Here is a 26,422-nt window from a genome sequence, read left to right as displayed (position 1 = left end):
ATGAGACATCGTGTCCTCGGCATCGTGTTCATCGCCGTGCTGACCGCGGCGCTGACCGCCTCGGTGCTGCAGTACCGCAAGGCATTCACCCCCGTCGCCTGGGTCACCCTGCACGCCGACCGCGCTGGCCTCCAGCTCACGGAGGGCGCCGACGTGAAGGTACGCGGCGTGCTCGTCGGCGAGGTGCGTTCGGTGCGCGGCACCGGCCAGGGCGCCGTGCTACGGCTGGCGCTCGACCCGGCCCGCACCGGCCGGATCCCGGCCGACGTGACCGCCCGCCTGCTGCCCAAGACTCTCTTCGGCGAGCGCTACGTGGAGCTGGTCCCGCCGGCCGGCACGGACGCCGGACCGATCCGCGACGGCTCGGTCATCGGCCAGGACCGCAGCCGCACCGCGGTGGAGCTGGAGCGGGTGCTGGACGAGGCGCTGCCGCTGCTGCAGTCGATCCGCCCCGACCAGCTCGCCGCCACGCTCGCCGCGCTCGCCACCGCGCTCGAGGGACGCGGCGAGCAGCTCGGCGCGACCGTCGAGCGGCTGGGCGCCTACCTGCGGGAACTCAACCCGGCGATGCCCACGATCACCGAGGACGTACGGAAGCTCGCCACTGTGCTGGACAGCTACGACGCCGCGCTGCCGGACCTGCTCGCCCTGCTGCGCGACGTCACCGTCACCGCCACGACCGTCACCGACCAGCGCACCCAGCTCGCCGCGTTCCTCGCCGACACGACCGGAACGGCCGAGGTCGCCGAGGGCTTCCTCGACCGGCACGGCGACCAGCTCATCCGGCTCGGCGCGGTCAGCCGGCCGGTGCTGGAGCTGCTCGCCACGTACGCCCCCGAGTACCCGTGCCTGGTCGACGGACTCGTCGCGCTGCAGCCACGGGTGGAGGAGGTCTTCGCGGGCGGGCGGATGCACATCACGCTCGAGGTGACACGCGACGGCGGGCCGTACGAGCCGGGCCGGGACGAGCCCGTGTACGGCGCGCGGAACGGGCCCCAGTGCCACGGTCTGCCGCACCCGCCGGTACCCGCGCCGGAAGTGCCGGTCACCGACGGTTACGACTATTCGGGCGACCGGCCGCACCCGCTGCTGCACGTCGGTGTGCCGACCCGGGAGCCCGCGAAGCAATCCGCTGCCGCGCGGCCCGACCTGCCCGCCGACGGCAGCCTGCCCGTCGAGATGGGCCGGGCCGGCACCGACGAGGAGCAGGCCCTGGTCAAGCCGCTCGTCGGCGCGCTCACCGGCCTTCTGCCGGAGGAGGTGCCGGACGTCGCGGTCCTGCTGTGGGGGCCGCTCCTGCGCGGAGGGGTGGTGAACGCCCGATGACCGGGAAGACCGTCGCCCCGCTGGTGAAGCTGCTGATCTTCGCCACCGTCACGGTGCTGCTGACCGGGCTGCTGGCACAGACCCTCGGCGCGTTCCCCGCCGGCGGCGTCACCTATCGGGCCCGGTTCACCGATGTCACCGGCCTGCTTCCCGGCGACGACGTCCGGGTCGCGGGGGTGCGGGTCGGCAAGGTCACCGACATCCGCGTGGTCGACGACAGCGTCGCCGAGGTGGCCTTCACGGTCAGCGCCGACCTGCCGGTGGCCACCAGCGTCCGTGCCAAGATCCGCTACCGGAACCTGGTGGGCCAGCGCTACCTCGCGCTGACCGAGGGGCCGGGGGACGGCCGGCCGCTGCCCGCCGAGGGCCTGATCCCGCTCGCCCAGACCACTCCGGCGCTCGACCTCACCACACTGTTCAACGGGTTCCGGCCGCTGTTCACCGCGCTGGACCCGGACGACGTCAACAAGCTCGCCTACGAGATCATCCAGGTGTTCCAGGGCGAGGGCGGGACCGTGTCGAGCCTGCTGCAACGCACCGCCTCGCTGACCAACACCCTCGCCGACCGGGACGCCGTCATCGGCCGCGTGATCACCAACCTCAACCAGGTGCTCACCACCCTCGCCGGCCGGGACGCCGAGCTCGACCGGACGATCAGTCAGGTGCAGCGGTTCGTCTCAGGTCTCGCCGCGGACCGCACCGCCATCGGCGACGCGCTGACCAACCTCGGCGAACTCACCGACGTGACGGCCGGGCTGCTCCAGGACGCACGACCCCCGCTGGCCGCCGACGTACGGGCACTGGGCGAACTCGCCGACACCCTCGACCGCAACGCCGCCGTCATCGACGGCACCCTCGGCCGGTTGCCGGAGCGGTACGAGTCGCTCACCCGGGTCGCCTCGTACGGCTCCTGGTTCAACTTCTACCTGTGTGACTTCGACGGGCGGGTGGCGGTCGCCGGCCACGCCCCACTCAACCCGGCGACCTTCAGCGCCCCGACCGCCCGCTGCAGCTCCGGAGGAAGCCGGTGAGATCCTTCCGCGAACGCAATCCCGTCGTCGTCGGCGCGGTCGGGCTGACCGTGGTCGTGGCAGCCCTGCTGGGAGCCTTTCAGCTCGACCGGCTGGCCGCGCTCACCGGCCGGACGTACCAGGCCGCCTTCCGTGACGCGAGCGGGCTCGCCACCGGCAACGAGGTGCGGGTGGCCGGCGTACGGGTCGGCACGGTCACGGCGGTGGAACTCGCTCGCGGGTCGCAGCCGTACGTGCGGGTCCGGTTCCGGGTCGACGACGACGGCGTACGGATCGGCCGGGACACCGCCGCCACCATCCGCATCAAGACCGTGCTCGGTCAGAAGTACCTGGCCCTGGCACCGGCCGGACCCGGCCGGCTGCCCGAGGGCGGGCAGATCCCGCTCGATCGTACGGCCGCGCCGTTCGACGTGGTGCAGGCGGTCACGGGGCTGGCCGACACCCTCGACCGGGTCGACACCGACCAACTGGCCACCGCGTTCCGCACGCTCACCGACACGTTCGCCGACACCCCCGCCGGCGTCCGCTCGTCCCTGACCGGGCTCTCCCGGCTGTCGCGGACGGTCGCCGAGCGGGACGCGGAGCTGCGGTCCCTGCTCGGCCGCGCCCGTCAGGTCACCGACGTGCTCGCCACCCGCGACGAGGAGTTCCGCAAGCTGGTCGCCGACGGCGAGGCGCTGCTGGCCGAGGTCAGCCGGCGCCGGGACGCCATCCACCGACTGCTCGTCGGCACCGACGAGCTGGCCCGGGAGCTGTCCGGACTGGTGGCCGACAACCGCGCTCAGCTCGAACCGGCGCTGCGCAAGCTGCGCGACGTGGTGGCCGTCCTGCAGCGCAACCGCGACGAGCTGGAGCGGACCGTCCAGCGGATGGCCCCGTTCGTCACCGCCTTCGCCAACGTGGTCGGCAACGGCCGCTGGTTCGACTCGTACGTCAGCGGTCTGTTGCAGCCCTACGCGCCGACGGGAGGACGCTGATGCCGCACCCGATCCGAGGCTGGCGCCGGCCGGTGGCCGCCGCCACCGTGCTGGTGACCGCGCTCGCCGTGGGCGCGGTGCTGTGGCAGCGGCAGGAACCGCAGCGGCGGGTGGTCGCCTACTTCACCCGGGCCGTGGGCGTCTACCCCGGCTCCGACGTGCGGGTGCTCGGCGTCCGGGTCGGCGAGGTGGAGGCCGTCACCCCGCAGGGGCGGGTGGTCCGGGTGACCATGCGCTACGACCCGGCGGTGGCCGTTCCCGCCGACGCCCAGGCCGTGATCGTCCCGCCCAGCGTCGTGAGCGACCGGTACGTCCAGCTCACGCCCGCGTTCACCGGTGGCGCCGCGCTTCCCGACGGCGCCGAGATCCCGGTCACCCGCACCGCCGCCCCCATGGAGATCGACGAGATCTACCAGGCGCTCGACGACTTCAACCGGGCGCTCGGCCCGCAGGGCGCGAACGCGGACGGCGCGCTCTCCGACCTGCTCGCCGCCGGACGGGCCAACCTGGACGGGAACGGCGACGACCTTCACGAGACCCTGGACGGGCTGTCCCGAGCGCTCGACACGCTCTCCGACGGACGACAGGACCTGTTCGGGTCGGTGGCCAACCTGCAGCGGTTCACCACTGCGCTCGCGCGCAGCGATCAGCAGGTGCGGGGCTTCCAGCAGCAGCTCGCCGACGTGGCCGAGCAACTCGCCGGGGAACGGGACGAACTGGCCGCGGCCCTGCGCAACCTCGCCGCCGCGCTGGCCGACGTCACCGCGTTCGTCCGGAGCAACCGCGACGAGCTGACCGGCAACGTCGCCGCGCTGGCCGACGTCACCGGCGTGCTCGTACGGCAGCAGAAGGCGGTCATCGACATCCTCGACGTGACGCCGCTGGCCCTCAACAACCTCGCGCTGGCGTACAACCCCCGTTCGGGGACGTTGGACACCCGGGACAACGTCATGGGCCCGTACGACCCGGCCGGGTTCGTCTGCTCCCTGATCGTCGACCAGCTCCCGGGCGCCGAGGTGCCCGAGACCTGCAGGGCGCTGGCCCAGACCCTGCACGCCCGCGGCCTTCCGATGACCGACCAGCTCCGCGGGCTCCTCAAGCCGCCGCCCGGCACCAGGTCGACCGGCTCGACACCACCGGCGAATCCTCCGGTCAGCTCCTCCTCCGGTGGTGCCGGCCCCGACCTGGTGCCGGGCGGCCCCGGCATCACCCGTGATCTCACCCTCGGCGGCATCCTGGGAGGTGGGTCGTGAGCGCGGCGAGTGGGTTCGCGCGGCGCGTCGTCGGGAACCGACGGCAGGCTCGCCCCCGCGCCGGCGGTGGCAGCGTGAGCCGTGCGCCGGTCAGCGGAGGTCAGCGTGCGGTCGGTGCCCGGGTGCGGCGGGCGCTGACCGGCGCACTCGCGGCGCTGCTGCTGCCCGCCGGGTGCGGCCTGCCGGAGCTGGCCGACCTGCCGCTGCCCGGCGGCGCCCCGGCCGGCGCCGGCTACACCGTCACCGCCGAGTTCAGCGACGTGCTCGACCTGGTGCCGCAGGCCGCCGTCAAGGTCGACGACGTGACCGTGGGCAGCGTGGAGAAGATCTCGCTGGCCGGCTGGACCGCCCGGGTCCGGCTGCGGATCGACCGCGCGGTGCGGCTGCCCGCCAACGCCACCGCGGCGGTGCGCCAGAGCAGCCTGCTCGGCGAGAAGTACGTGACGGTGGACGCGCCGCCCACCGGGGCGTCCGGTCGGCTCGCCGACGGCGACGTCATCCCGCTGTCGCGTACGCAGCGCGGCGCCGAGGTCGAGGAGGTGCTCGCCGCCCTCGGTCTGCTGCTCAACGGCGGTGGGCTGGCCCAGCTACGGACGATCAACGAGGAGCTGGCCGGAGCCCTCGACGGGCGGGAACCCGCCGTCCGCGACGCACTGCGGCAGCTCGACGCGTTCGTGGGTGGGCTGGAACGGCAGAAGGCCGACCTGGTGCGTGCCATCGAGGCGCTCGACCGGCTGACCGACCGGCTCTCCCGGCAGCGGCAGGTGGTCGGCGAGGCGCTCGACTCGCTCGCACCGGGGCTGACCGTGCTGGCCGACCAGCGCGCCCAGCTCACCGCCGCGCTGACCGCCCTCGGCGAGCTGGGCCGCGTCGGCACCCGGGTCGTCAACCGCAGCCGGGACGACACGCTGGCCGGCGTGAGGGCGCTGCAACCGATCCTGGAGCAGCTCGCGCGTGCCGGGGACGACCTGCCGAAGTCGCTGGACTTCATGCTGTCGTATCCGTTCCCGCCGAACGTCACCGGCGCGATCGTCGGCGACTTCGTGAACCTCTCGATCACCGCCGACCTCGACGCCGCCACCATCCTGGCCAACCTGGTCGTGGCGGGGCCGCCACCGGAACGTGCGACGGCGCGGCCGTCCGCGCCCGGCTCCCGCCGGCCGCCGTCCGGCGGGAGCCCGACCGCCCCGCGTCCACGACCCGACGGCCCCGATGACGACGAGAAGCCCGCGTCCGAGGTGCCGCCGTTGACCGAGTGTCTGCCCGACCTGAAGCACTTCCCGTCCACCTGGACGCCGCCCACCGACTGCCTGCTGCCGAAGGGCTGCAAGCTGCTGAAACCCGGCTCGGAGGTGCCGCTCGGCGGGTTGATCCTGCCCAAGGGTCTGGTGCCGCCCGGCACCGCGTTCCCGGCCGGGACGGAACTGCTCCCCGGGACGGTGCTGACCGCCGAGTGCCTGCTGCCGGTGACCGGCGCGGTGACCGGGCTGATCGGTGATCTGGATGACGTGCTGGGTGGAGGGTTGCTGCCGTGATCGGACGTACCACGAAGCTTCAGGTCCTCGTGTTCGTGCTGGTGAGCCTGCTCGGTATCGGGTACGTGGGCGTCCGCTACGTCGGGCTCGGTGACCGGCTGCTCGGCGCCGGGTACCTCGTCCACCTCGACCTCGCCCGGGCCGGCGGCATCTTCCCCCATGCTCCGGTCACCTACCGCGGCGTGCCGGTGGGTCGCGTCACCGCCGTGGAACTGCGCGACGGGGGTGTGCGGGCCGACCTCCGCATCCAGCGCGGCGTACGGGTCCCCGTGGCGCTGCGGGCGGTCGTCACGCAGCGCTCGGCCGTCGGCGAGCAGTACGTCGACCTGCGCCCGGACCGGGACGGCGGTCCCTACCTCACCGACGGTGCGGTGATCCCGGCCGATCGCACCGGCGTTCCACTCGCCCCGGAGACGCTGCTGACGAACCTGGACGCGCTGGTGCGCTCGGTGGACCCAGAGGACCTGACCGTGGTCGTCAGCGAACTGGGCGCGGCGTTCGAGGGCAACGAGCAGGCCCTGGCCCGCATCCTCGACACCGGCGACGCGTTGCTCGCCGACGCCGCCGCGCGGCTGCCCGAGACACTGGCTCTGATCCGCGACGGGCGTACCGTGCTGACCACCCAGGCCGAGTCGACCGAAGCCCTGCGCCGCTGGTCGGCGGGCCTCGCAGCGCTCGCGGCCACGGTCCGCTCCGCCGACCCGGACCTGCGCCGGCTGCTCGCCGAGGGCCCGCCGGCCGGCGCGGAGCTGCGGGCGTTGCTGCGCGGGCTGGAGCCGACGGTCGGCACCCTGCTCGGCAACCTCGTGACCACGGGCGGGATCGCCGCCCGGCGTCTGCCCGGCATCGAGCAGCTGCTCGTGGTCTATCCGATCGCCGTGGCCGGCGGCTTCACGGTCACCCCGGGCGACGGCACGGCCCACCTCGGCCTGGTGCTCAACGTCAACGACCCGCCCTCCTGTGTGTACTCCGACGGCGAGAAGCGGTGCACCGACCGGGACCGAGCGGCCGGCGGAAGCGTGCGCGGCGCCGGCAACGCCCCCCACCCGGGCGGCCCGAAAACTTCTCCGGCATCCGGCGCCGCTGGACCGTCGCCGGCCGCCGTCGTCGGGTACGACCCCGCGAGCGGCCTGGTGCTCGGCTCGGACGGGCGACCGCTGCAGTTCGGCGGCACCGGCGGGCAGTACCGCACGGCCGGAGACCAGTCGTGGAAGCAGTTGCTGCTCGCCGGGGTGACACCGTGACCGGCGACGACGAAGGAGGTGACGGCGTGCCGACCCGCAGGGAGCGGACGTTCAGAGTGATCAAGGGGGCGAAGGCCGGCACGCCCGGCCGGCCCGTGCGGCGCCGGATCGTCACCCGGACCCCTCCGGTCCCGGCCGGACGCATCGAGGATGTGCTGGAGCGACTCGACCAGGAACCGGTGGAGGACCCCCTGGAGGCCGGTGACCTGACGGTTGTCGGGGACCCGGCCGAGATCGAGGACCTGCCGGACCCGACCGTCGGCGACGGTGACCGCGGACCCGCGGCCGATCGGGACGTGTCGGCCGTCGACGGCGAGGCCGCGACCGACCCTGCCCCGGCCGGGCGGACCGCCGGTGACGGCCGTCGGGGCGCCGGCTCCGGTCGCCGTCGCGCCCTCGCCGGCCTGCTGCTGGTGCTGCTCGCCGCGACCCTCGCCGCTGCCGGGGTGTACGGGCATCGCTGGTACTCGGCACGGGCGACCGAGCAGTCCCGGCAGGGCGCTCTCGCCGCCGCCAAACAGGCGAGCGTCAACTTCGTCTCGGTGAGCGCGGCGAGCGTCGACCGTGACCTCCAGCGGATCACCGCCGGCGCGACCGGTGAGTTCAAGGAGGAGTTCACCCGCGGCCAGGCGCAGGTGCGCACCGCCGTGGTGGAGAACAAGGTGGAGTCGCAGGGCACCGTGCTGCGCGCCGGGCTGGTGTCGGGTGACCGGCGGCGGGCGGTGGTGCTGGTCGCCGTCGACGCCACAGTGAAGAACGTCAAGGCGCCACAGGGCCGGCCGTCGCACTACCGGATCCAACTCGACATGGTCCGCGACCGTGACTCCGGTGACTGGCTCGTGGCAAAACTGCAGTTCGTCGGTTGACGCGGAGGAGGTCCGTCATGCGTGTCCCGCGCCTCTCGCGGCGAGCCGGTGCCCCGCACCGCCGCCGGGTCCCCCTCGTGGCGGCGCTCGCCGTCGCGACCGTGCTCGCGGCGGCCGTCGCGGCCCTGGGCTGGTACGGCGACCGGACCGTCGCCCGACGCGACGAGGCGGTACGGCAGGCACTGGCCACCGCGCCGGCGGCGGCGAAGGCCATCTTCTCGTACGACTACCGCACGTTCGACGAGAGCGTCGCGAACGGGCGGACCTTCGCCACCGGCGCCTTCGCCGACGAGTACGCCAGGACCACCGCGACCCTCAAGGAGACGGCCGGCAAACAGCAGGCGGTGGTGCTGGCTGAGGTGTCGGCCACCGGGGTGGTGAGCGCCGAGGCAGACCGGGTGGAACTCCTCGTCTACCTCAACCAGTACCGGCGTAACGTCAGCACGGCGGGGGAGAAGGTCGACCAGAACCGGGTGGTGCTGACCCTGGTGCCGGTCGGTGACGAGTGGAAGGTCGCCCAGGCCACGGCGATCTGAACCGGGCTGTCGCTTCCCGCCGGTCGGCTCAGCCGCCGCGGCGACCGTCGTACCGGCCAGCCGAGTCGGTGAGCTGCCAGAAGTCGGCGGGAAGCTGGGTGATCACGTCGTCGTACGCGCCCGGCGGGATGGCCTCGCGCAGCGTGTCGAAGACCGCGCGCACCCCGTCCCGGGCCGTCGAGTCGTCCACCTCGGCCCGGCCACGCACCTGGTTGATGAACGAGGTGAAGCTGAACCGGCCGGTCTCCCCGGCGGGCCCGTGGGCGTACGCGCGCAGTTCCTCGGGGAGCTGGGCGGCGAGATCCTTCGCCTCCCCGCTCTCGATCCGCTCGGCCAGCGTGGTGAGCGTGGCGCGCGTGATGGCCGTCGCCTGCTCGGGCGAGGTCCGCAGTCGCTTCGCCACCGAGTCGATGAACTCGCTGTTCTCCACCTTCGCGGCCTTTCTCTCCGACGGACAGCGGCGACTACCCGCGCGCCGGGGGCCGCAAACCGCGGCGCGGGACGTCCGCGGTGCGGGGCGGGCGCGACCCGCCCCCGTCAGCCGGACGCGTCGACACGCCGGACGGCCAGGACGGCGACGTCGTCCGCGGCGGCGGCCTCGGTGAGCAGGGCCGCCATCGCCGTGCTGCACATGGCGTCGGCCGGCTGGCAGGTGAGCGAGCGGCGCAGCAGGTCGACGCCTTCGTCCAGTGCCCGGGTGCGGCGTTCGATGAGGCCGTCGGTGTAGAGGAACAGGCAGCCGCCGGGCGCCAGTTCGGCGCGCGTGGTGCGGCGGGGCGTGTCCCGGTAGGCGCCGAGGGGGAGGTCGGGGACGACCTCGATGATGCGGGTCGGCTCGCCCGGCTCGGCGACGAGCGGCGGCAGGTGACCGGCGCTCGACATGACCATCGTCCGCAGGCTCGGGTCGAGGACGGCGTAGATCACGGTGGCCATGGCGCCCGGCTCGAAGAGCTGCACCTTGCGGTCGAGGCGGGTGAGGACCTCGGCGGGGTCGTCCGTCTCCAGCGCGTACGCGCGCAGGGCGCTGCGGATTCGGCCCATCACCACGGCCGCCCGCAGGCCGTTGCCGGCCACGTCGCCGATGGTGATTCCGATGTGCCCGGACGGCAGAGGGAAGAGGTCGTACCAGTCGCCGCCCACGCCGACCTCGGTGCCGGGCACGTAACGGGCGGCCACGTCGAGCCCGGGCACCGCCTGCGGACGTGCCGGCAGCAGGCTCCGCTGGAGAGCCACGGCGGCGGCGCGGTCGAGGCGCGACATCCGGGCCTGCGTCGCGAGGCTGGCCCGGTCGGCGACCAGCCGGAGCAGCTCGACGTCGTCGGGTGTGAAGCGCCGCGGGGTCAGCGTGCCGACGTGCAGGACGCCGATGACCTGCGCGCCGTTCAGCATGGGCACGCCGAGCACGGAGACCACACCTCGGGTGACCAGGATGGGGTTGAGCACGGTCGTGTCGTCGACCCGTTCGATCATGACCGGTTCGCCCCGGGCCGCCACCGTGCCGGCGAAGCCGCGGCCGACCGGGAGCCGTACACCCTGCCGGACCTCCTGCTCGAGGCCGCTCGCGGCGGTGGCGACCAGCTCGGTGCCGGTGGGGTCGACAAGCAGGATCGCGGCGGTGTCGGCTCGGAGGAGGTCGCGGGTCCGCTCCAGCAGCTCGTCGAGCAGGTCCTCGAGGCCGAGCTGGGAGAGGGCGGCGTCGGTCACGCTCTGGAGCCGGCGGAGCTTCTCCTCGCTGCCGGCGTGTGAGATGTCACCGTTCATCACCATCGCATCCTCGACCGCCCGTCCGTCCCTGCCGGAGGCGTTCCGTCCCGGCGCGAAGCCGCCCCTTCCTGCCGCAATGCGTTACCCGCCCTCGGGTGCGCAGAGATGGTCCCACACCCCGGTCATGCGCAGGAGTTGGCGGACGATCCCCTGGGCGTTGGTGACGTGGTAGGGCTTGCCGTGTTCGTCGGCGAGCCGTCGCCCCCTGAGCAGCACGTTGATCCCGGCCGAATCCAGGAAGGTCACCTCACCGAGATCGACGGTGACCGCCGTGGAGTCGCCCCGGACGGCGGCCTCGACCTCCCGCTGCAGGTCGTCCGCGGTGGACAGGTCGACCTCACCGCGCGCCATCACCGTGACGACACCGGTGTCACGGTGTTGGGAGAACGACAGCGCCACGCCGCGCTCCTCCTCTCGCTGCCGATGCTGGGCGAACGTGCTGACTTTATAGTGAGGCACCGGCAGCGCGCCGTCTCCGGCGCGTGACGCCGGCGGCGGTTAATCTCCGGCGATGAGGACGTTGTGGATGTGACATCACCCGGAACACCCCGTCCCGGTGCGGACGGGGCGACGCTGCACGGTGTCACGGCGCCCGGTGTCGTCGCCGTACGACACCGCGTGACGGACGCGGCACTGGGCGTGGGGCTGGCGCCGGAGCGGGCGGAACAGTTCACCATCGCCGTGAACGAGGTGATGATCAACGCCATCCAGCACGGCGGGGGCAGCGCCGACGTCACGGTCGAAACCAGCCCGGGTGCGGTCGTCGTCACGGTCCGGGACCACGGCGCCGGGATTCCGGGTGACCTCTCACCCCGCCTGCCGTCACCGCAGACGCTGGGCGGCCGCGGGCTCTGGCTGGTGCACCACCTGTGCGAGAACGTGACCATCGACACCTCCACCGCCGGTACCGTCGTCACCTTGAGCGCCGCCGTGTCCCACCGTGTGACATCCGACCGCCCCATCGACACCCGCTGATCGCCTCCGGGTGGGTGGCCGGCCAGGTCAGGCGTCCGTCGGCCGGGCGACCGCGCCGGGCGAGGCCGGTGGGCGGCGCCGGACCGCGCCGGGCGAGGCCGGTGGGTGGCGCCGGGCGACGCGCCACGCCGGCCCCTCCCGCGTACGCAGAAGGGGCCCCGCGGCGCGGTGCCGGCGCCACGGGACCCCGTCCGGGTGGGGGTTTCTCAGTGGGACAGGGACGCCGTCCGGGCGGCCTCCTCCTGGGCCCGCCGCTCCTCACCGCTGAGGGTGTGCAGCGGCTTCTCCCGGATGAAGAAGACCACGACCATGGCGAGCAGGGCCAGCGGCGCGCCGATCAGGAACAGCTCGGCGGTGGCGGTGCCGTAGACCTCCTGCACGACGCGCAGCACCGGTTCCGGCAGCAGGGAGAGGTCCGGCACCTCGGCGGTCGAGCCTCCACCGGCCGCGGCCGGGCCGAGCTTCTCGGTCATGAGGTCGGTGACCCGGTTGGCGAGGACGGCGCCCAGGGCGCTCACGCCGATCGCGCCGCCCATGCTGCGGAAGAACGTGAGCACCGACGTGGCCGCGCCGAGCTCGTGGGCGGGCACGTCGTTCTGCGCCGCGAGGACCAGGTTCTGCATGAGCATGCCGACACCGATGCCGAGCACCGCCATGTAGATCGACAGGACGACCAGGCTGGTCCCCGCGTCGATCGTGCCGAGCAGGACCATGCCGACGGTCATGATCGCGGCTCCGGCCACCAGGTACGCCTTCCAGCGCCCGTACTTCGTGATGAGCTGCCCGGCGACGGTCGACGAGACGAGCAGGCCGAAGACCATCGGGAGGCTCATGAGGCCCGCCACCGTCGGCGACTTGCCGAGCGAGATCTGGAAGTACTGGGACAGGAAGACGGTGCCGCCGAACATCGCGAGGCCGACCAGCACGCTGGCGATGGTGGCCAGCGAGACCGTGCGGCTCCGGAAGATCTCCAGCGGGATGATCGGCTCGGCGGCCCGGGACTCCACGTACACCGCCACCGCGAGCAGGACGACGCCGCCGATGACCATCAACGCGGTCCAGCCCGACGCCCAGGCGAACTTGTTGCCGGCGAGCGACGACCACACCAGCAGCACGGAGACGCCGGTCGTGATCAGCGCGGCGCCGAGCCAGTCGATGCGGACCTCGCGGCGGACGACCGGCAGGTGCAGCGTCCGCTGGAGCAGGAAGATCGACAGGAGGGTGAACGGCACGCCGATCAGGAAGCACCAGCGCCAGCCGAGCCAGGACGTGTCGACCAGGACGCCGCCGATCAGCGGGCCGGCGATGGTGCCGACACCGAAGACGGCGCCGAAGATGCCCGCGTACCGGCCCAACTCCCGGGGCGGGATCATGGCGGCCATCACGATGGTGGCCAGGGCCGTCATGCCACCCGCGCCGATGCCCTGGACGATCCGGCTGACGAGCAGCACCTCGACGTTCGGGGTGAGACCGGCGATCAGCGAGCCCACCACGAACAGGGCCAGGGACAACTGGATGAGCAGCTTCTTGCTGTAGAGGTCGGCCATCTTGCCCCAGAGCGGCACGGTCGCCGTCATGGCCAGCAGTTCGGTGGTGACGATCCAGGTGTAGACGGTCTGGCTGCCGTTCAGGTCGGCGATGATGCGTGGCAGCGCGTTCGCCACGACCGTGGACGCGAGGATCGACACGAACATGCCGACCATCAGGCCGGAGAGGGCCTGGAGGACCTCGCGGCGGGACATGCGTGCCGCGCCGACCTCGGGAGCGTCGGCGGGCGCGGTGGGTAGGGACATCAACTTCCTCACGTTGTCGCAGCGGCAGGTTGCGGGGTGGCGGTGCGGGGGTCGGGCAGGCCGGCGGCGAGCGCCTCGAACACCTCGTCGACCAGTTCCGCCAGCGAGCGGGCGCCGCCGGCGGCGGCCCAACGGAGCATGGCGGTGCGGAACGCGGCGCCGGTCACGGCCACGAGCAGGGCCGGAAAGCCGTGGTCCGGGGGTACGCCCACCCGGGCGGCGACGGCCTCGATCATCGCGCGTTCGACCTCGGCGCCAGCGGTGACCAGGCGGGGCAGCAACGAAGGGTTGCGCTCGATGACCACCATCCGCAGCAGCCAGCTCTCCCGGTCGGCCTGGATCCGTTCGATGACCCCGGTCATGGCCGCTCGGACGGCCGCGAGGGCGGGCACGTCGGACGGCACCTCGGCGAGGTCCGCCACGAACCGGGCGCTGTCGACGGACGGGTCGGCGATGAGCGCGTCGTCCTTGGACGGGAAGTAGTTGAAGAACGTCCGCGAGGAGACGTTCGCCGCGGCGCTGATCTCCTCCACCGTCACGTGCTCGAGACCGCGCTCGGCCACGAGGCGCAGCGCGGCGGTGGCCAGCGCGTCCCGGGTCTGTCGCTTCTTGCGGTCCCGTAGCCCGTCGGCAGGGGAGGGCGGGGAGGTCACCGGGCAACGGTACGGACGATCTTTCAGCTCGCGCAAACTTTCACCCAGTGAAGTGACCATCACCACCCCCGGGGGGCGCACACCCTCCCGGGCCCGCACCCTCCCCGGTGATCATGAAGTTGTTGCCATCGGCATCGGCGTGTCGTGGCAATAACTTCATGATCAACGCGGGTCTGGGCCCCCGGGGGGCGGGGGTGTCACTCCTCGTTCAGGGCGTTTCGGAGGTGGTGGCGGGGACCGCGGCTGACCACGAACTCGGTCACCGCGGTGACCGTGCAGATCACCGCGAGCCACCCGAGCGCCGCCAGGGCGGAGATCCGGGCGGTTAACGGCACCATCACGAGCAGGACCAGCACCGCGACGAGCCGCGGCCAGACCACCGGCAGGACGAGGCGGTTCAGCCGCAGCTGGAACATGGCGTGGGCGAGCAGGTACAGCGCGACGCCGCCGTACATGGCGTACCGGCCGAACGCGTCGAGCGGGTCGCCGCGATGGTGGGCGGGCGCCGCCCCGACCAGGGCGGGCACGTGCTTCAGGCCGGCCGCCAGCAGGATGATCCCGGCGATCATCGGCAGGTGCAGGTAGCTGTACGCGTCCCGGGCGAGGCCCACCCGGCCGTGCTGGTCGGCGTCCCGCAGCGCGTGCTCGCCCACGAGCGCGGAGAGGTCGAGGTAGATCCACTCCAGTGCCGCCGCGACGACGACGGCGAGGGCCGAGGCCTCGATCAGGCCGCGTGAGTTCGGGATGTCGGCGCCGGCGATGCCGATCGACACCAGCACCTCGCCCAGCGCCACGATGATGATCAGGCTGTGTCGTTCGGTCCAGTGCCGGGCCGAGAAGATGGCCCGCTCGGGTACGGGCAGCGCCAGGGCGGCGCCGTAGTCGACGCCGATCGCGAGCACCCAGAGCGCCACCTGTCCCCAGCGCACCGTCGCGTCGTCCAGCCCAGATCCGGGCAGCCGGGCGGCGATCAGCAGCAGGCCGACGGCCAGCAGCATCGGCACGGTGAGCGCCACGGCGTCGCGGGCCCGCAGTGGCGTGGACGCGTAGAGGCGCAGGGCGAGGTAGAAGAGCCGCAGGACGAAGAACGTCGCCACGAACACGGTGGGGGTGTACGGGCCGCCGCCCGGCGCGTCGCGGAACGCCTCCCGGGTGTTGACCGCCAGCACGAACATGACCGGCACCGTCGCGAGCAGCACCAGCCGCACGCAGCCGTAGTTCGCGCGTACGCGGTTGCCCAGCCAGGCGAAGAGCGACCACGACCACCACAGCATCGTCAGGACGAGCAACCCGTGCAGCACGCCCAACTCGTTCGTCCCGCCGGTCATCAGCGTGGTGACCTGGATGAAGGCGAAGACGAAGACGACGTCGAAGAAGAGTTCGGCCGTGGTGACCCGGGTCTGCTCGGTCACCGGCCGCAGTCCGCGGCGCAACGGTGCGGTCAGCGGGGTGGCCCCGCCCGGATCAGGTCCGCCCACCGGTGACGTGCGGGTGCGATACCGGAACGGTCACGGACGCCTCCTCGCTCTGCCGGGCTGCTCGGGCGCGCGTTCCCGCCGGCCCGCCCGGCAAACCGCCGGGCGCCGTTCCGCCGCCCGGCAAACCGCCGGGACCGGTCAGGACTCCTCCGTGGGCGCCGTGTCCCGCGCGCGGGCGTCCTCGTCGGTCATCGCGTCCTCGTCGGTCTCGGCGGGCTGCTCGGGTTCGCGGCGCTCCGCCCGCTCCGGCCGGTCCGGAACGGGCTCGTGCTGCTCGTCGGAACCCTGCGACATCCGCCCCTCCGCTGCCGTGTGCCGCCCGCGGTGCGCGGGCCCGCTCCGGATACCCGTGACCGCCCCGCCGACACCCGAGTTGCCGGCGACCGGCGACACCGCGGACCCGCCGGTTGTGTGGGACGCACTCATATGGACTGTGATGCATGTCTCGGTACCGTCGGCGCACGCCGGGCGTTCCCGGCGTCGGGCGACAGGAGTGCATCATGAAGCTTCGCTGGAAGGCCCTGGCCGCCGCCGTCGGCCTGCTGCTCGTGCTGCCGCCGGCGGGCGCCGCGCGCGCCGCCACCCTCTACACCGTCCCGCCGGTGCCGGGTCCGCTCCCCACCTACCACGTCTCCTCGGTGTACGTCGCGGGCGTCTCCTCCGGCGGGTACATGGCCACGCAGCTCCAGGTGGCGTACTCGGGGCGGATCCGCGGGTCGGCCGTCTTCGCGGCGGGCCCCTACTACTGCGCGCAGAACACGGTGACCCAGGCGCTCTACGCGTGTGGCGACAACGTCTACCCGACCTACCTGCCGACCCTCGAGGCGTACACCCGCACCTGGGCGTCGTACGGCTGGATCGACCCGGTGGGCAACCTCGCCGCGCGCCCGGCGTACGTCTTCCACGGCAACTCCGACGCCACCGTGCGCACGTCGGTCACCGACGACCTGGTCCGCTACCACCAGCACTTCGGGGCGAGCGTGCAGTACGACAGCGGCTCGGCGGCCGGCCACGCCTGGGTGACCCCGTACGGCACGGGCGGCTGCACGGTCACGGCCGCACCGTTTCTCAACAACTGCGGCACGGACCCGCAGAACGCGTTCCTGCGCAAGCTCTTCGGCGCGGTGCAGGCTCCGAACACCGGGCCGCTGCGTGGCACGCTGATCCGCTTCGACCAGAACAGCTTCGCGGTCAACGGATGGGCGCCGGGCCTCAGCATGGACACCGCCGGTTTCGCGTACGTGCCGCCGTCCTGCGCGGCCGGCCAGTCCTGCCGGCTGCTGGTCGCGCTCCACGGCTGTCTGCAGGGTTACGGCCGGGTCGGCACGGCCTTCGTCGACCGGGCCAACCTCAACCAGTACGCCGACACCAACAACATGATCGTGCTCTACCCGCAGGCCGTCACCTCGGCCGTGAACCCGAACGGCTGCTGGGACTGGTGGGGCTACCTGGGCGGCACGAACTACCCGATCAAGGGTGGCGCCCAGGTCGAGACGATCATGAACATGGTCCGCCGGCTCGACGGCTGAACCGCCCGTCGACGGGGACGCCGTCCGACCCGCGCCGGCCCGGCCAGCCGTGGCCGGCGCGGCCGTGTCACCGCTCGGGGTGGCGCCGGACGAAGTCCTGGTACGTCTCGTTGGCCAGCTCGATCTCCCGGATCTCGGCCTGGCGCAGCTCGGCCGCCGCCCGGGCCTGCGCCAGCCGCAGCTCGTGACGCCGGTCGCGGGCGCGGGCCCACCCGCGCGCGAGCCCCCAGGCGATCCAGCCGCCGCAGGCCACCAACCCGGTCAGCGCGAAGGCGAGGAGAAAGTCCACGGTGGCACCCCTTCCGGTCAGCCGACGTCCCGCCGTGCCGTGAGCCAGATACCCAGCCCGAACGTGACCAGCACGTACCCCAGCAGGACGGCCACGGGGAGCGCGGCGTTGCCTGATTCGAGCACACCCGGCGTGCCGCCGTCGAACTGCGACCGCGCTCCCAGCGCGCCGGCCAGCGCGCCCGAACTTGGGGCGAGCAGCAGGTTCCGCACCGCCGTGAGCGGGCTCAGCACGAGGGCGAGCCCGCTCACCGCGTTCTCCAGCACGAGCGTCCAGACCAGGCCGACCGCGATGGCGGTGGCGGTGCTGCGGAACGCGATGGCGAGCAGGAACCCGAGCGCGGCGTGCGCCGTGCAGATGAGCCAGGCGGCGGCCACGGCGGCGGCCAGCCTGCCCGGCGACGGCAGGCTCGGGGCGCGCCCCTCGACGAGCGCGATGACGGTGGTGACCGCGGCCAGCGCCGCGAACGTGAGGACGGCCAGCAGCAGGGTGAGGACGCAGAGCGCCACGGCGTGGCCGGCCGTCACCTGCCACCGGCGGGGACGCTGCGTGAAGATCAGGTTCAGCGTGCCCCAGCGGTACTCGTTGCCCACCACCAGGGCCCCGAGGATCACCACGATCGCGCCGCCGAAGAGCGGGAAGAGCCCGATCCCCGTGGTGACGAGTTGGCCGGGCAGTACGCCGTCCAGCAGCGACGCGGCGGCGTCGGCCTGCTCCGGGTCGCCGGCCAGCGTGAGGTGTACGAGGTAGGGGACGCCGATGCCGAAGACCAGGGCCAGGGCCGTCCAGGTGAGCGTGACCGTCCACACCGCCGGCCGTTTCCGGTCGGCGAACCAGGCCGCGCGTACCGAGGCGATCATCGCGTGCCTCCCGTCGTCGTCGCGTCCGCCAGGACCGGCTGGTCCGGGCCGGTCAGCTCCAGGAAGGCCTCCTCCAGCGAGTGCCGCACCGGCCGGAGTTCCGTCACGTCGACGCCCGCCTCCACGAGCCGGCGGTTGAGCTCCGCCGCGAGCGTCGGGGAGGCGGTGACCCGAAGCCGCCCGTCGACGACCTCGACGGCGCGGACGGCGGGATGCCCGCGCAGGCAGGCGACCGCCTGGTCGACGGGGTCCGCGCCGATCAGCAGCGACCCGTCGCCGAGGACCGCACGCAGGTCGTCCGGGCTGCCCTCGGCGACCAGCCGGCCCCGGTTGATCACGCCGATCCGGTCGCAGACCTGCTCCACCTCGCCGAGCACGTGGCTGGAGAGCAGCACGGTGCGCCCGTCCCGGCGCAGCGAGCGGAGCAGTTCCCGCATCTCCGCGACGCCGGCCGGGTCGAGGCCGTTCGTGGGTTCGTCGAGGATCAGCAGGTCCGGTTCCTTGAGCAGCGCGGCGGCCACGCCGAGTCGCTGCTTCATGCCCAGCGAGTACGTCCGGAACGCCGAGCGCGCCCGCCCGGTCAGCCCCACCTCGGCCAGCGCGCGGTCGGCCGCGGCGTCGGGCACGCCCGCGTACCGGGCGGCGAGGCGCAGGTTGTCCACTCCGGACAGGTGCGGATAGAACGTCGGCGACTCGATCAGGGCGCCCACGCGGGCGAGTTGGCGCGGTGTGCCCGGAGGCTGGCCGAGGACCGACACGCGACCGGACGTCGGCCGGACGAGCCCGACCAGCATCCGCATGGTGGTCGTCTTGCCGGCGCCGTTGGGCCCGAGGAACCCGAAGACCGCACCCTGCGGGACCCGCAGGTCGAGGTCGTCGACCGCGGTGATCCCGCCGGGATAACGCTTCGTGACCTCGTGCAATTCGATGGCGAAACGGTCATTCCCCAACGGACTGCCGCAATCGATCGAAGGTGCGCACTGGCTCGTCGACGGGATTTCGTGCACCGTTCATGCGAGAGTCCTTCAAATTCCGGCCGCGGACGTTTATTGCGTACCGTCAATTAACTGTGGCGACAGCGTCGAGTGCCGGCGGACCCGCACCGACGCCGGAGGGGTGACGTCACCCCGGTGTCGCGCCGGCCCTCGCGAGACAACGATGTAAACGCTCCTGACCTGCGGTGGCGCGGACGACGCCCACAGGGTAGCGGAGGTTGATCGGCTCGGGAAGGGCCTTCGGCTATCGACGGCCGCAGTTCCTGTCTTAGCCGCAGCTCACTGCCGTGCAATTCACTTCTGCCACTATCCGACTCGAAACAATCTGTTGACGTACCAATCGATCTTGGGCAGCATGAAGGCACTTTCGATTCGATGACGATCGTTGGCCGAGGAGCCCGGATGAGCCTGCCACCGGACGGTGCACGGACCTTGGAAATGCGGCCCAAACTGCGCCACGACGTGGTCTTCCTGGACGCGCCCGCCGGCGCGTACCTCCGGGGTCCGGACACGGCGTTCCTCATCAAGGGGCGCTCGGCGTTCCGGTGGCTGACGACGCTGAGCCCCTACCTCACCGGCGAGCACACGCTGGCGCAGCTCACCGCCTCCCTGGACCAGGGGCAGCGGCAGACCGTCGTCAGCCTGGTGCGCGCCCTGCTCGACCGGGGCTTCGCCAAGGACGCCGGGCGCCGCACCGATCTGCCGGAGGCGGTGGCCCGACGGTTCGCCCCGCAGATCGAGTTCGTCGACCACTTCGCCGACGACCCCACCGGCCGATTCCAGCGCTTCCACACCGCCCGGGTCGTGCTCGGGGGCGGGGGAGCGGTGCTGCTCGCCGCGGCGGGCGGCCTGCTCCGCAACGGGTGCCTGCACCTGGACCTGCACCCCGACGACGACCCCGCCCGGTACGCCGACGCGCTGCGCGCCGAGGTGGCGGAGCTGCGCGCCGACGGGCTGGCCGCCGAGGTCCGCGTCCACGACGGACCGGTCGACCCCGGCGGTGCGGACGCCGTGCTGCTCTGCACCGACCGGGCCGGGCTTCGCGGGCTGGCCGACCTGGCGCGCACCTGCCACCGGGACGGTCCGCTGCTCGTCCCGGTGGTCGTCGACGACGACCGTGCTGTGCTCGGTCCGGCGGTGTCCGCCGGGACGACCCCGTGCTGGTTCTGCGCCCAGCTCCGGCTCACCGACGGCGCCGACCCGGCCGCGGCCGCCGAGTTCTGGCGCCAGCTCGCCCTCGGCGCCGGTCCCGACCGGCCCGCGCCGCTGCCCGAGGTGACCGCGCGGATGGTCGGCAACGCCGCCGCGTTCGAGGTGTTCCGCGCGCTCACCGGGGCGCTGGCGGCGGACACCGCGGGTGGCGTGCTGCTGCTCGACCGCTCCACCCTGGAATCCGTCCGCGAGCCGGTGCTGCCCCACCCGGCCTGCCCGGTGTGCCGTGACGTCGCGGTCGCCGGGCCGGTCGAGCCCGCCGGCTCCGAGGAGGAGACCTACCAGCGGGCGCAGGCCCTCGTGTCACCGAACGCCGGGGTCTTCACCCGGTTCGTGGACGACCCGCTCGAACAGGCGCCGCTGAAGACGGCCCGCCTGCGGCTGCCCGGCCGGCGCGGGCCCCGCGAGCTGACCGCGTTCGACGTGCACACCGTCATGGGCGCCCGGCTCGCCGCCTACCGGGTGGCCGTGCGGGACCACGCCCTGCGGTACGCCGACCCGGACACCGGCGTCGTGGCCACCGCCGCGCAACTGGCCGACCGGGGCGAGCACCCGGTGCCGTGGACCGAGCTGGACACCGCGACCGGCGCGGTGGCGTACGACCCGGACCGGCCGCTGCGCTGGCTGCCCGCGACGGTGCTGGGCGGCACGGGCACCGTCTGGGTGCCCGCCGGGGCGGCGCTGCCGACCTCGGCCGCCGACGGCGAGGGTCTCACCGAACCGACGGTGGCCGGCGCGGTGGCCGCCGACAGCCTCGACGACGTGATCGACCAGGGGCTGGCCGACGCGCTCGCCTACCGCGCGCTGACCGCCGCCCTGCGCGGGGCCTCCGGCCTCGTCCGCCTCGCCGACGAGGAGCTGACCGGCGACGACGACACGGCGTTCGTGCTGAAGGCGGCCCACCGGTTCGGCCGCCAGGTCGCGGCCTACGTCCTGCCGGGCGCCGCGCCCGCGTACGCCGTCCTCGCCGTCACCGAGGAGCCGGACGGGGGCCGGCGCGACTGGCGGCTCGCGGCGAGCTTCGACCCGGTGACCGCCCGGCTGGCGGCCCTGCGCGACCTGGTGGGGCTCATCCAGGTGCGGCACTTCGAGAACACCGAGCCCGATCTCGGCGCGCCGGTCCTCGCCGACCTCGACCCGGTGGTGCTCACCGCCACGGCGGCCGAGCCGTCTGCGGCCGAGCCGTCCGGGGCCGGGTCGCCGGCGGCCGAGCCGCCGGGGGCCGAGCCGTCCGGGGCCGCGCCGGCGGCGGGCGGTCGCACCGACCGCGCGGCGGTGCTGGCCGCGCTGGCCCGGCGCGGGACGAGCGCACTCCTGGTCGAGACGACCACCCGCGACGTCCGCGCCACCGGGGCCTTCCGCAGCGGCGTCGTCCTGCTGCGCACCGACGGCCGTACGGCCGCCTGAGCCACCACGTCAGTGGTCCGAGCGAGGCACGCACCGTGGAAGGAGGTGGACACATGCCGATCACCCTGAACGACGAGCTCCGCGAGCTGGAGACCGAGACCTTCGAGATCGAGGAGGTCGAGGACGGCGGCGAGGCGCTCGCCGCCAGCAGCTCCAGCTGCTCGTGCTCGAGCTGCTGCAGCTGCAGCACGTCGAGCTGCTGCAGCACCAGCACCAGCACCTCCAGCTGCGGCTGACCGGGTGACCGGGGTCGAACCCCGACGCTGACGAGACCCGGTCCCGGTGGGACCACCGCACGACGCACCATCCGCCGCCGGCCGACACCGGCGAGTAGCCCCGCGCGCCTCCGCTGGAACCACCGTGGTGGTGCGGACAGGACCCGACCGGAACCGGCACCGACCGCGGCTCAAGGAGAGGCCCGTGACATCACCCCTGGCAGCCGTCACACTGCCCGACTCGGTCCGTAGCGAACTGCGCGAACTGCAGGCCGAGACGTTCGAGGTCGAGGACATCGCGGATCTGACCGCCGACCTCATGGACATCTGCAGCAGCAGCACCAGCACCTCGAGCTGCTCCAGCTGCAGCACGTCCAGTTGTTGCAGCTGCACCTCGTCGAGTTGCAGCAGCACGAGCTGAGCCACGACCCCGCACGGCCGATCCGGACGGACGTGCGGTGGCGGGGCCCGGACACCCCCGGAGGGAGGTAGACGAGATGCCCGAACTGACCGAGGAGCTGCGCGCACTGGAGAGCGAGACCTTCGAGATCGAGGACGTCGACGCGATCGACGCCATGGTCATGGACTGGTCCAGCTCCAGCTGCTCGTGCTCGAGCTGCTGCAGCTGCAGCACGTCGAGCTGCTGCAGCAGCAGCACCAGCACCGGATGCGGCGGCGGCTGACCGTCCCACCGCAACCGTCCCCGCCGGCGAGCCACGCCGGCGGGGAGCCCCGGTCCCCACACCCCGCACCGCAGCGACCAGACAGGTGAACCCGCATGATCGTCGACGTCCGGACCACCTCCACCGCCTGGGACGCCAGTCTCAAGCAGCTCGGCGAGGCGTTCCACGAGCGACTCCCGGACCGCGCGGAGCGGCCGTCCGACCCCGACACGCCGCCGGCCGGGGTCACCGTCCGCATCGCCGCCCTGGGGCTCGCCGACGCGTACGCCGACACGGGCGACGGCCTCACCGGCGACGTCGTCCCCATCTGGCTGCACGGCGCGACCGCGCTGGTCGGCCCCCGCTGGTCCGGCGACACCGACCGGCACCCCGGCCCGTGCCCGCTCTGCGTCCAGCGCCGCTGGCAGGCCATCCGGCTCCGCGAGGAACGACACGCCCTGGAGCACGGCGCCCGCGTCGGCGTGGTGGCTCCGCTGCCACACCTGACCCCGTTCGCCGTCGAGGCGCTCTGGGACCTGCTGCGGCAGGCGTGCCGGCCGGCACCCGTCCGGCCCGGAGTGGGTCGGGTCCACCAGCTCCGGATGGACACGCTGGAGACCAGCGTGGTCGAGGTGCTCGCCGACTCCGAGTGCCCGGCCTGCGCGCGCCCGCGCCCGGACACCGCCGAGGCGGCGGTGCTCACCCTCACCCGCCGGCCCAAGCCCAGCCCGACGACGTACCGGCTGCGGGCCGCCGACGAGCTGGACCTGCCGGTGGCCGCGCTGGCCAACCCGGTCGCCGGGGCGCTCGGCGGCAATGCGCTGCGCGCCTACAACGCCACGGCCACCGCGCCGGTGAGCGGGTACTTCCGGGTCCGCAGCCGCTACGACCTGCACGAGATGTGGTGGAGCGGACACGCCAACAGCTACGGCGGCAGCGAGACGTACGCCCTGCTGGAGGGGCTGGAGCGGTATGCCGGCCAGTTCCCGCGGGCCAAGCGGACCGAGGTCTTCGACAGCTACGCCAACCTCGCACCGGACGCGCTGGACCCGGCGGGCCTCGGCTACCACCCGGCGTTCTACCACGGCCACGGGCTCTACTACGCCCCGTACTCGCCGGACGAGCCGATGCACTGGGTGTGGGGGTGGTCGCTGCGCGACCGCCGGCCGAGGCTCGTCCCCGAGCAACTCGTCTACTACCTCGACCGCCGCACCGACCAGCGCAAGTTCGTCCAGGAGTGCTCCAACGGCTGCGCCAGCGGCAGCTGCCCCGAGGAGGCGCTGCTGCACGGCATGCTCGAACTCGTCGAGCGGGACGCGTTCCTGCTCGCCTGGTACGGCTCGGCGCGGCTGGCCGAGATCGACCCGGCCAGCTGCCGCGACGAGCGGGTGCACTTCATGCTCGACCGGGTCGACCTGCTCGGCTACGACGTACGCCTCTTCGACACCCGGGCCGACCTGCCGGTGCCGGTCGTGACGGCGGTGGCGGTCAAGCGCGACGGCGGTCTCGGGCAGCTCTGCTTCGCCGCCGGCGCGAGCCTCGACCCCGACGACGCGGTCCGCGCGGCGCTGTGCGAGACCGCCTCCTACGTGCCGGGCTTCGACGAGCGCGTCGCCGCCAGCGAGCCGGAGCTGCGGGAGATGGTCCGGGACTACACCAAGGTGACCGAGCTGAGCCATCACGCGCTGCTCTACGGCCTGCCGGAGATGGCCCGGCACGCCGCCTTCCTCTTCGACGACCCGCCCCGGCGCTCGATGGCCGAGCTGTACGGCGACTGGCTCGCCACCCGCCCGGCCCACGACGACCTCCGTGCCGACACCGAGTACCTCGCCGGGCTGATCGCCGGCCTCGGCGGGGACGTGGTCGCCGTGGACCAGACGTGCCCCGAGCAGGAGATTGCGGGGATCCACACGATGGCGGTGGTGGCGCCGGCGCTGGTGCCCATCGACTTCGGCTGGCAACGGCAGCGGGTGCTGTGGAGCGATCGGCTGGAGCGGTACCTGGCCCGGGGCCGGCACGGACCGGACGGGCTCGGCGCCACCGGCCGCAACCCCCACCCGCACCCCTTCCCCTAGGAGCACCGAAATGCAGCAGGAGGCCCGCGAGGTCGTCCGGGACTACACCGAGGCGGTGTTCCGCCGCGCCCGCGTTCCCATGGAGCCCCTCAACTACGAGGTGGACTGGGCCGACCAGCCGTCCCGGCACAAGAGCTACCCGGGCGCGCCCCGGCTGCCGCTGCCCGCCGACCCGCCGGCGCTGCCCAGCCTGCGCGACCTGCACACCGGGGAGCACCTGCCGCCGGTCACGGGCTGGTCGCTGCCGCGGCTCGCGGCGCTGCTGCGCCTGTCGTACGGGGTGCTGGACCGGCGCCTGGCGGTCAACTGGAACCAGGACGCGGCCAAGCGGGCGCACTTCGAGCACGCCGTCTGGGGACGGGGCACCGCGTCCGGCGGTGGCATGTACCCGGTGGAGCTGTACCTCGTGTGCGGGGCGGGCGGGCCGCTGCTGCCGGGCGTGCACCACTACCACACCGGGGCGCACGTGCTGGAACGCCTGCTCCCCGGCGACCTGACGGGCACCGTACGCGCCGCCCTGGACGTGGCCGGTGCCGACGGGGAGGCACCCGGGCCCGGCGCGAGCTACCTGCTGGCCACCATCCGGTTCTGGAAGAACTCGTTCAAGTACAACAGCTTCTGCTACCACGTGGTCACCCAGGATCTGGGCGCCCTGCTCGGCTCCTGGGACCTGCTGGCCCCGGCGCTCGGCGCCTCCGTACGCCGGCTGCTCCGCTTCGACCCGGCGCCCCTGGACCGGCTGCTGGGGCTCGACAGCGACGAGGAGAGCGTCTTCGCGGTCGTACCGCTGGACTGGGCCGGCGGCACGCCGGCGCCCGGGTCGGCCGCGGCCACGGCGCCCGAGTCGGCCGCGGCCACGGCGCCCGAGTCGGCCGCGGCCACGGCGACCGGGCCGGCCGCGGCCACGGCCGCCGGGCCCGCTGCTCCCACGGCGACCGGCGGGTCGCGGGCCCGGGTCCGGTACCACGCCTTCGAACGCTCCCGCCGGGTACGGGAGTTCCCCGCCGTGACCGCCGTCCACCGCGCCGCGGCGGCGCCCGCCGCACCGGGCACGGTGGACGCGGCCACGCCGCGCGACCTGCCGGGCGAACCGGTCGCCCTGCCCGAGGCCCGGCTGGACCGGCTCGACCGCCCGCTGTCGACGGTGCTGACCACCCGGACCAGCAGCTTCGGCCGGTTCCGCCGGCCGCCCGAGCTGACCGCCGCCGACCTCGCCACCACGCTCGCCTTCGCCGCCGCCGGCCGGCGCTACCCGGCCGACGTCAAGGGTCCCGACGGCGGGCCGGCGCTCACCCGGCTCTGGGTGTTCGCCAACCACGTCGACGGGCTGCCCGCCGGCGGCTACGCCTACTGCGCACGCCGGCACGCCCTGCTGCCGGCCGGGCCCGAGCCGGACGAGGGCATGTCGGCCTTCCTGCAACGGCAGTACTTCCTCACCAACTACACAATGGACCAGGTCGGCGCGGTGCTCGCCATCTCCGGCCGCCCGGACGCGGTGCTCGACGCCCTCGGCCCGCGCGGCTACCGGGTCCTCAACGCCGAGGTGGGGACGGTCGCGCAGCGCGTCTACTGCGCCGCCACCGCCCAGCGTCTCGGCTGCGGGGCCGTGCTCGGCTTCGACAACGTGGCCATGAACACCGCCCTCGGGCTGGACGGCACCGACGAGCGCACGGTGCTCTTCCTGCTCCTCGGGCGGCATCCGGAAACCGCCGCCGACCTGGTGTACCGGCTGTGAACGCCCACCGCC

At 73.5% G+C, this 26,422-nt stretch carries 26 protein-coding genes; 16 read left to right on the top strand and 10 right to left on the bottom strand.

What is annotated here, in order from left to right:
• The 8 genes from OG994_RS14945 to OG994_RS14910 all read left to right on the top strand — a co-directional run bounded on the left by OG994_RS14945 (position 1) and on the right by OG994_RS14910 (position 8,768).
• Positions 1-1,326, top strand: coding sequence for an MCE family protein (locus tag OG994_RS14945; RefSeq protein WP_120331684.1), 1,326 nt, complete (start codon positions 1-3; stop codon positions 1,324-1,326).
• Entirely contained in the window at positions 1,323-2,357 is a 1,035-nt protein-coding gene (locus tag OG994_RS14940) for an MCE family protein (RefSeq protein WP_328853600.1), read from the top strand. Before OG994_RS14945 ends, OG994_RS14940 begins: the two co-directional genes overlap by 4 nt.
• The gene (locus OG994_RS14935) at positions 2,354-3,334 is read left to right on the top strand and encodes an MCE family protein (protein WP_328853599.1); all 981 of its coding nucleotides are present in this window, start codon (positions 2,354-2,356) and stop codon (positions 3,332-3,334) included. Before OG994_RS14940 ends, OG994_RS14935 begins: the two co-directional genes overlap by 4 nt.
• Complete coding sequence (locus tag OG994_RS14930) at positions 3,334-4,587, top strand: MCE family protein (protein WP_328853598.1); 1,254 nt, start codon at positions 3,334-3,336, stop codon at positions 4,585-4,587. Before OG994_RS14935 ends, OG994_RS14930 begins: the two co-directional genes overlap by 1 nt.
• 74 nt (positions 4,588-4,661) lie before the next feature.
• The gene (locus OG994_RS14925; RefSeq protein WP_328853597.1) at positions 4,662-6,122 is read left to right on the top strand and encodes an MCE family protein; all 1,461 of its coding nucleotides are present in this window, start codon (positions 4,662-4,664) and stop codon (positions 6,120-6,122) included.
• Entirely contained in the window at positions 6,119-7,366 is a 1,248-nt protein-coding gene (locus OG994_RS14920) for an MCE family protein (protein ID WP_328853596.1), read from the top strand. Before OG994_RS14925 ends, OG994_RS14920 begins: the two co-directional genes overlap by 4 nt.
• Before the next feature lie 26 nt (positions 7,367-7,392).
• A complete protein-coding gene (locus OG994_RS14915) occupies positions 7,393-8,232 on the top strand; it encodes a hypothetical protein (protein WP_158610172.1) in 840 nt (279 codons plus the stop codon).
• A gap of 17 nt (positions 8,233-8,249) precedes the next feature.
• The gene (locus OG994_RS14910) at positions 8,250-8,768 is read left to right on the top strand and encodes a hypothetical protein (RefSeq protein ID WP_120331690.1); all 519 of its coding nucleotides are present in this window, start codon (positions 8,250-8,252) and stop codon (positions 8,766-8,768) included.
• Between the two features lie 28 nt (positions 8,769-8,796).
• Here the strand turns inward: OG994_RS14910 and OG994_RS14905 are convergent, their stop codons facing one another.
• The 3 genes from OG994_RS14905 to OG994_RS14895 form a co-directional block, all read right to left on the bottom strand.
• Entirely contained in the window at positions 8,797-9,198 is a 402-nt protein-coding gene (locus tag OG994_RS14905; RefSeq protein ID WP_120331691.1) for a DUF2267 domain-containing protein, read from the bottom strand.
• A gap of 107 nt (positions 9,199-9,305) precedes the next feature.
• Entirely contained in the window at positions 9,306-10,529 is a 1,224-nt protein-coding gene (locus OG994_RS14900; protein WP_328853595.1) for a PP2C family protein-serine/threonine phosphatase, read from the bottom strand.
• A gap of 84 nt (positions 10,530-10,613) precedes the next feature.
• Positions 10,614-10,931 (bottom strand): STAS domain-containing protein, encoded by a 318-nt coding sequence (locus tag OG994_RS14895; protein ID WP_120331692.1) that lies wholly within the window; start codon positions 10,929-10,931, stop codon positions 10,614-10,616.
• A 123-nt stretch (positions 10,932-11,054) separates the two neighbouring features.
• Here OG994_RS14895 and OG994_RS14890 point away from each other — a divergent pair, with 123 nt between their 5' ends.
• Positions 11,055-11,507 carry an ATP-binding protein gene (locus OG994_RS14890; RefSeq protein WP_328853594.1) on the top strand — a complete coding sequence of 151 codons (453 nt, stop codon included), beginning with the start codon at positions 11,055-11,057 and terminating at the stop codon, positions 11,505-11,507.
• Between the two features lie 206 nt (positions 11,508-11,713).
• Here OG994_RS14890 and OG994_RS14885 read toward each other — a convergent pair whose 3' ends face one another.
• The 4 genes from OG994_RS14885 to OG994_RS14870 all read right to left on the bottom strand — a co-directional run bounded on the left by OG994_RS14885 (position 11,714) and on the right by OG994_RS14870 (position 15,725).
• Positions 11,714-13,300 (bottom strand): MDR family MFS transporter, encoded by a 1,587-nt coding sequence (locus tag OG994_RS14885; protein ID WP_120331694.1) that lies wholly within the window; start codon positions 13,298-13,300, stop codon positions 11,714-11,716.
• 8 nt (positions 13,301-13,308) lie between these two features.
• Complete coding sequence (locus tag OG994_RS14880) at positions 13,309-13,953, bottom strand: acyl-CoA-like ligand-binding transcription factor (protein ID WP_328853593.1); 645 nt, start codon at positions 13,951-13,953, stop codon at positions 13,309-13,311.
• A gap of 197 nt (positions 13,954-14,150) precedes the next feature.
• Complete coding sequence (locus OG994_RS14875; RefSeq protein WP_158610174.1) at positions 14,151-15,365, bottom strand: low temperature requirement protein A; 1,215 nt, start codon at positions 15,363-15,365, stop codon at positions 14,151-14,153.
• Between the two features lie 204 nt (positions 15,366-15,569).
• Positions 15,570-15,725 carry a hypothetical protein gene (locus OG994_RS14870; protein ID WP_158610175.1) on the bottom strand — a complete coding sequence of 52 codons (156 nt, stop codon included), beginning with the start codon at positions 15,723-15,725 and terminating at the stop codon, positions 15,570-15,572.
• Positions 15,726-15,931: 206 nt separating this feature from the next.
• On the opposite strand from OG994_RS14870, the gene OG994_RS14865 reads away from it, so the two are divergent.
• Positions 15,932-16,960 carry an extracellular catalytic domain type 2 short-chain-length polyhydroxyalkanoate depolymerase gene (locus tag OG994_RS14865; RefSeq protein WP_240033212.1) on the top strand — a complete coding sequence of 343 codons (1,029 nt, stop codon included), beginning with the start codon at positions 15,932-15,934 and terminating at the stop codon, positions 16,958-16,960.
• Positions 16,961-17,027: 67 nt separating this feature from the next.
• On the opposite strand, the gene OG994_RS14860 is transcribed toward OG994_RS14865, so the two are convergent.
• The 3 genes from OG994_RS14860 to OG994_RS14850 are packed head-to-tail and all read right to left on the bottom strand — an operon-like array spanning position 17,028 to position 19,032.
• Positions 17,028-17,249 (bottom strand): hypothetical protein, encoded by a 222-nt coding sequence (locus OG994_RS14860; protein ID WP_120331696.1) that lies wholly within the window; start codon positions 17,247-17,249, stop codon positions 17,028-17,030.
• Between the two features lie 17 nt (positions 17,250-17,266).
• Positions 17,267-18,109, bottom strand: coding sequence for an ABC transporter permease subunit (locus OG994_RS14855; protein WP_120331697.1), 843 nt, complete (start codon positions 18,107-18,109; stop codon positions 17,267-17,269).
• Complete coding sequence (locus tag OG994_RS14850; RefSeq protein WP_328853592.1) at positions 18,106-19,032, bottom strand: ABC transporter ATP-binding protein; 927 nt, start codon at positions 19,030-19,032, stop codon at positions 18,106-18,108. The genes OG994_RS14855 and OG994_RS14850 overlap by 4 nt, the downstream gene beginning before the upstream one ends.
• 510 nt (positions 19,033-19,542) lie before the next feature.
• Here OG994_RS14850 and OG994_RS14845 point away from each other — a divergent pair.
• The 6 genes from OG994_RS14845 to OG994_RS14820 all read left to right on the top strand — a co-directional run bounded on the left by OG994_RS14845 (position 19,543) and on the right by OG994_RS14820 (position 26,410).
• On the top strand, positions 19,543-21,723 hold the full coding sequence (locus OG994_RS14845; RefSeq protein WP_328853591.1) for a TOMM precursor leader peptide-binding protein: 2,181 nt from the start codon (positions 19,543-19,545) through the stop codon (positions 21,721-21,723).
• A 53-nt stretch (positions 21,724-21,776) separates the two neighbouring features.
• On the top strand, positions 21,777-21,959 hold the full coding sequence (locus OG994_RS14840) for a hypothetical protein (RefSeq protein WP_088993325.1): 183 nt from the start codon (positions 21,777-21,779) through the stop codon (positions 21,957-21,959).
• 184 nt (positions 21,960-22,143) lie between these two features.
• Positions 22,144-22,359, top strand: a complete 216-nt coding sequence (locus tag OG994_RS14835) for a hypothetical protein (RefSeq protein WP_328853590.1) — start codon at positions 22,144-22,146, stop codon at positions 22,357-22,359.
• 76 nt (positions 22,360-22,435) lie between these two features.
• A complete protein-coding gene (locus OG994_RS14830; protein ID WP_120331700.1) occupies positions 22,436-22,621 on the top strand; it encodes a thiazolylpeptide-type bacteriocin in 186 nt (61 codons plus the stop codon).
• Between the two features lie 95 nt (positions 22,622-22,716).
• On the top strand, positions 22,717-24,675 hold the full coding sequence (locus OG994_RS14825; protein ID WP_328853589.1) for a TOMM precursor leader peptide-binding protein: 1,959 nt from the start codon (positions 22,717-22,719) through the stop codon (positions 24,673-24,675).
• Positions 24,676-24,685: 10 nt separating this feature from the next.
• Positions 24,686-26,410 (top strand): SagB family peptide dehydrogenase, encoded by a 1,725-nt coding sequence (locus tag OG994_RS14820; RefSeq protein ID WP_328853588.1) that lies wholly within the window; start codon positions 24,686-24,688, stop codon positions 26,408-26,410.
• Positions 26,411-26,422 lie beyond the last annotated feature (12 nt).

This window comes from Micromonospora globbae (assembly GCF_036184225.1).
Taxonomy (GTDB): domain Bacteria; phylum Actinomycetota; class Actinomycetes; order Mycobacteriales; family Micromonosporaceae; genus Micromonospora; species Micromonospora globbae.
This window is presented reverse-complemented; position numbering and strand designations above follow the sequence as displayed.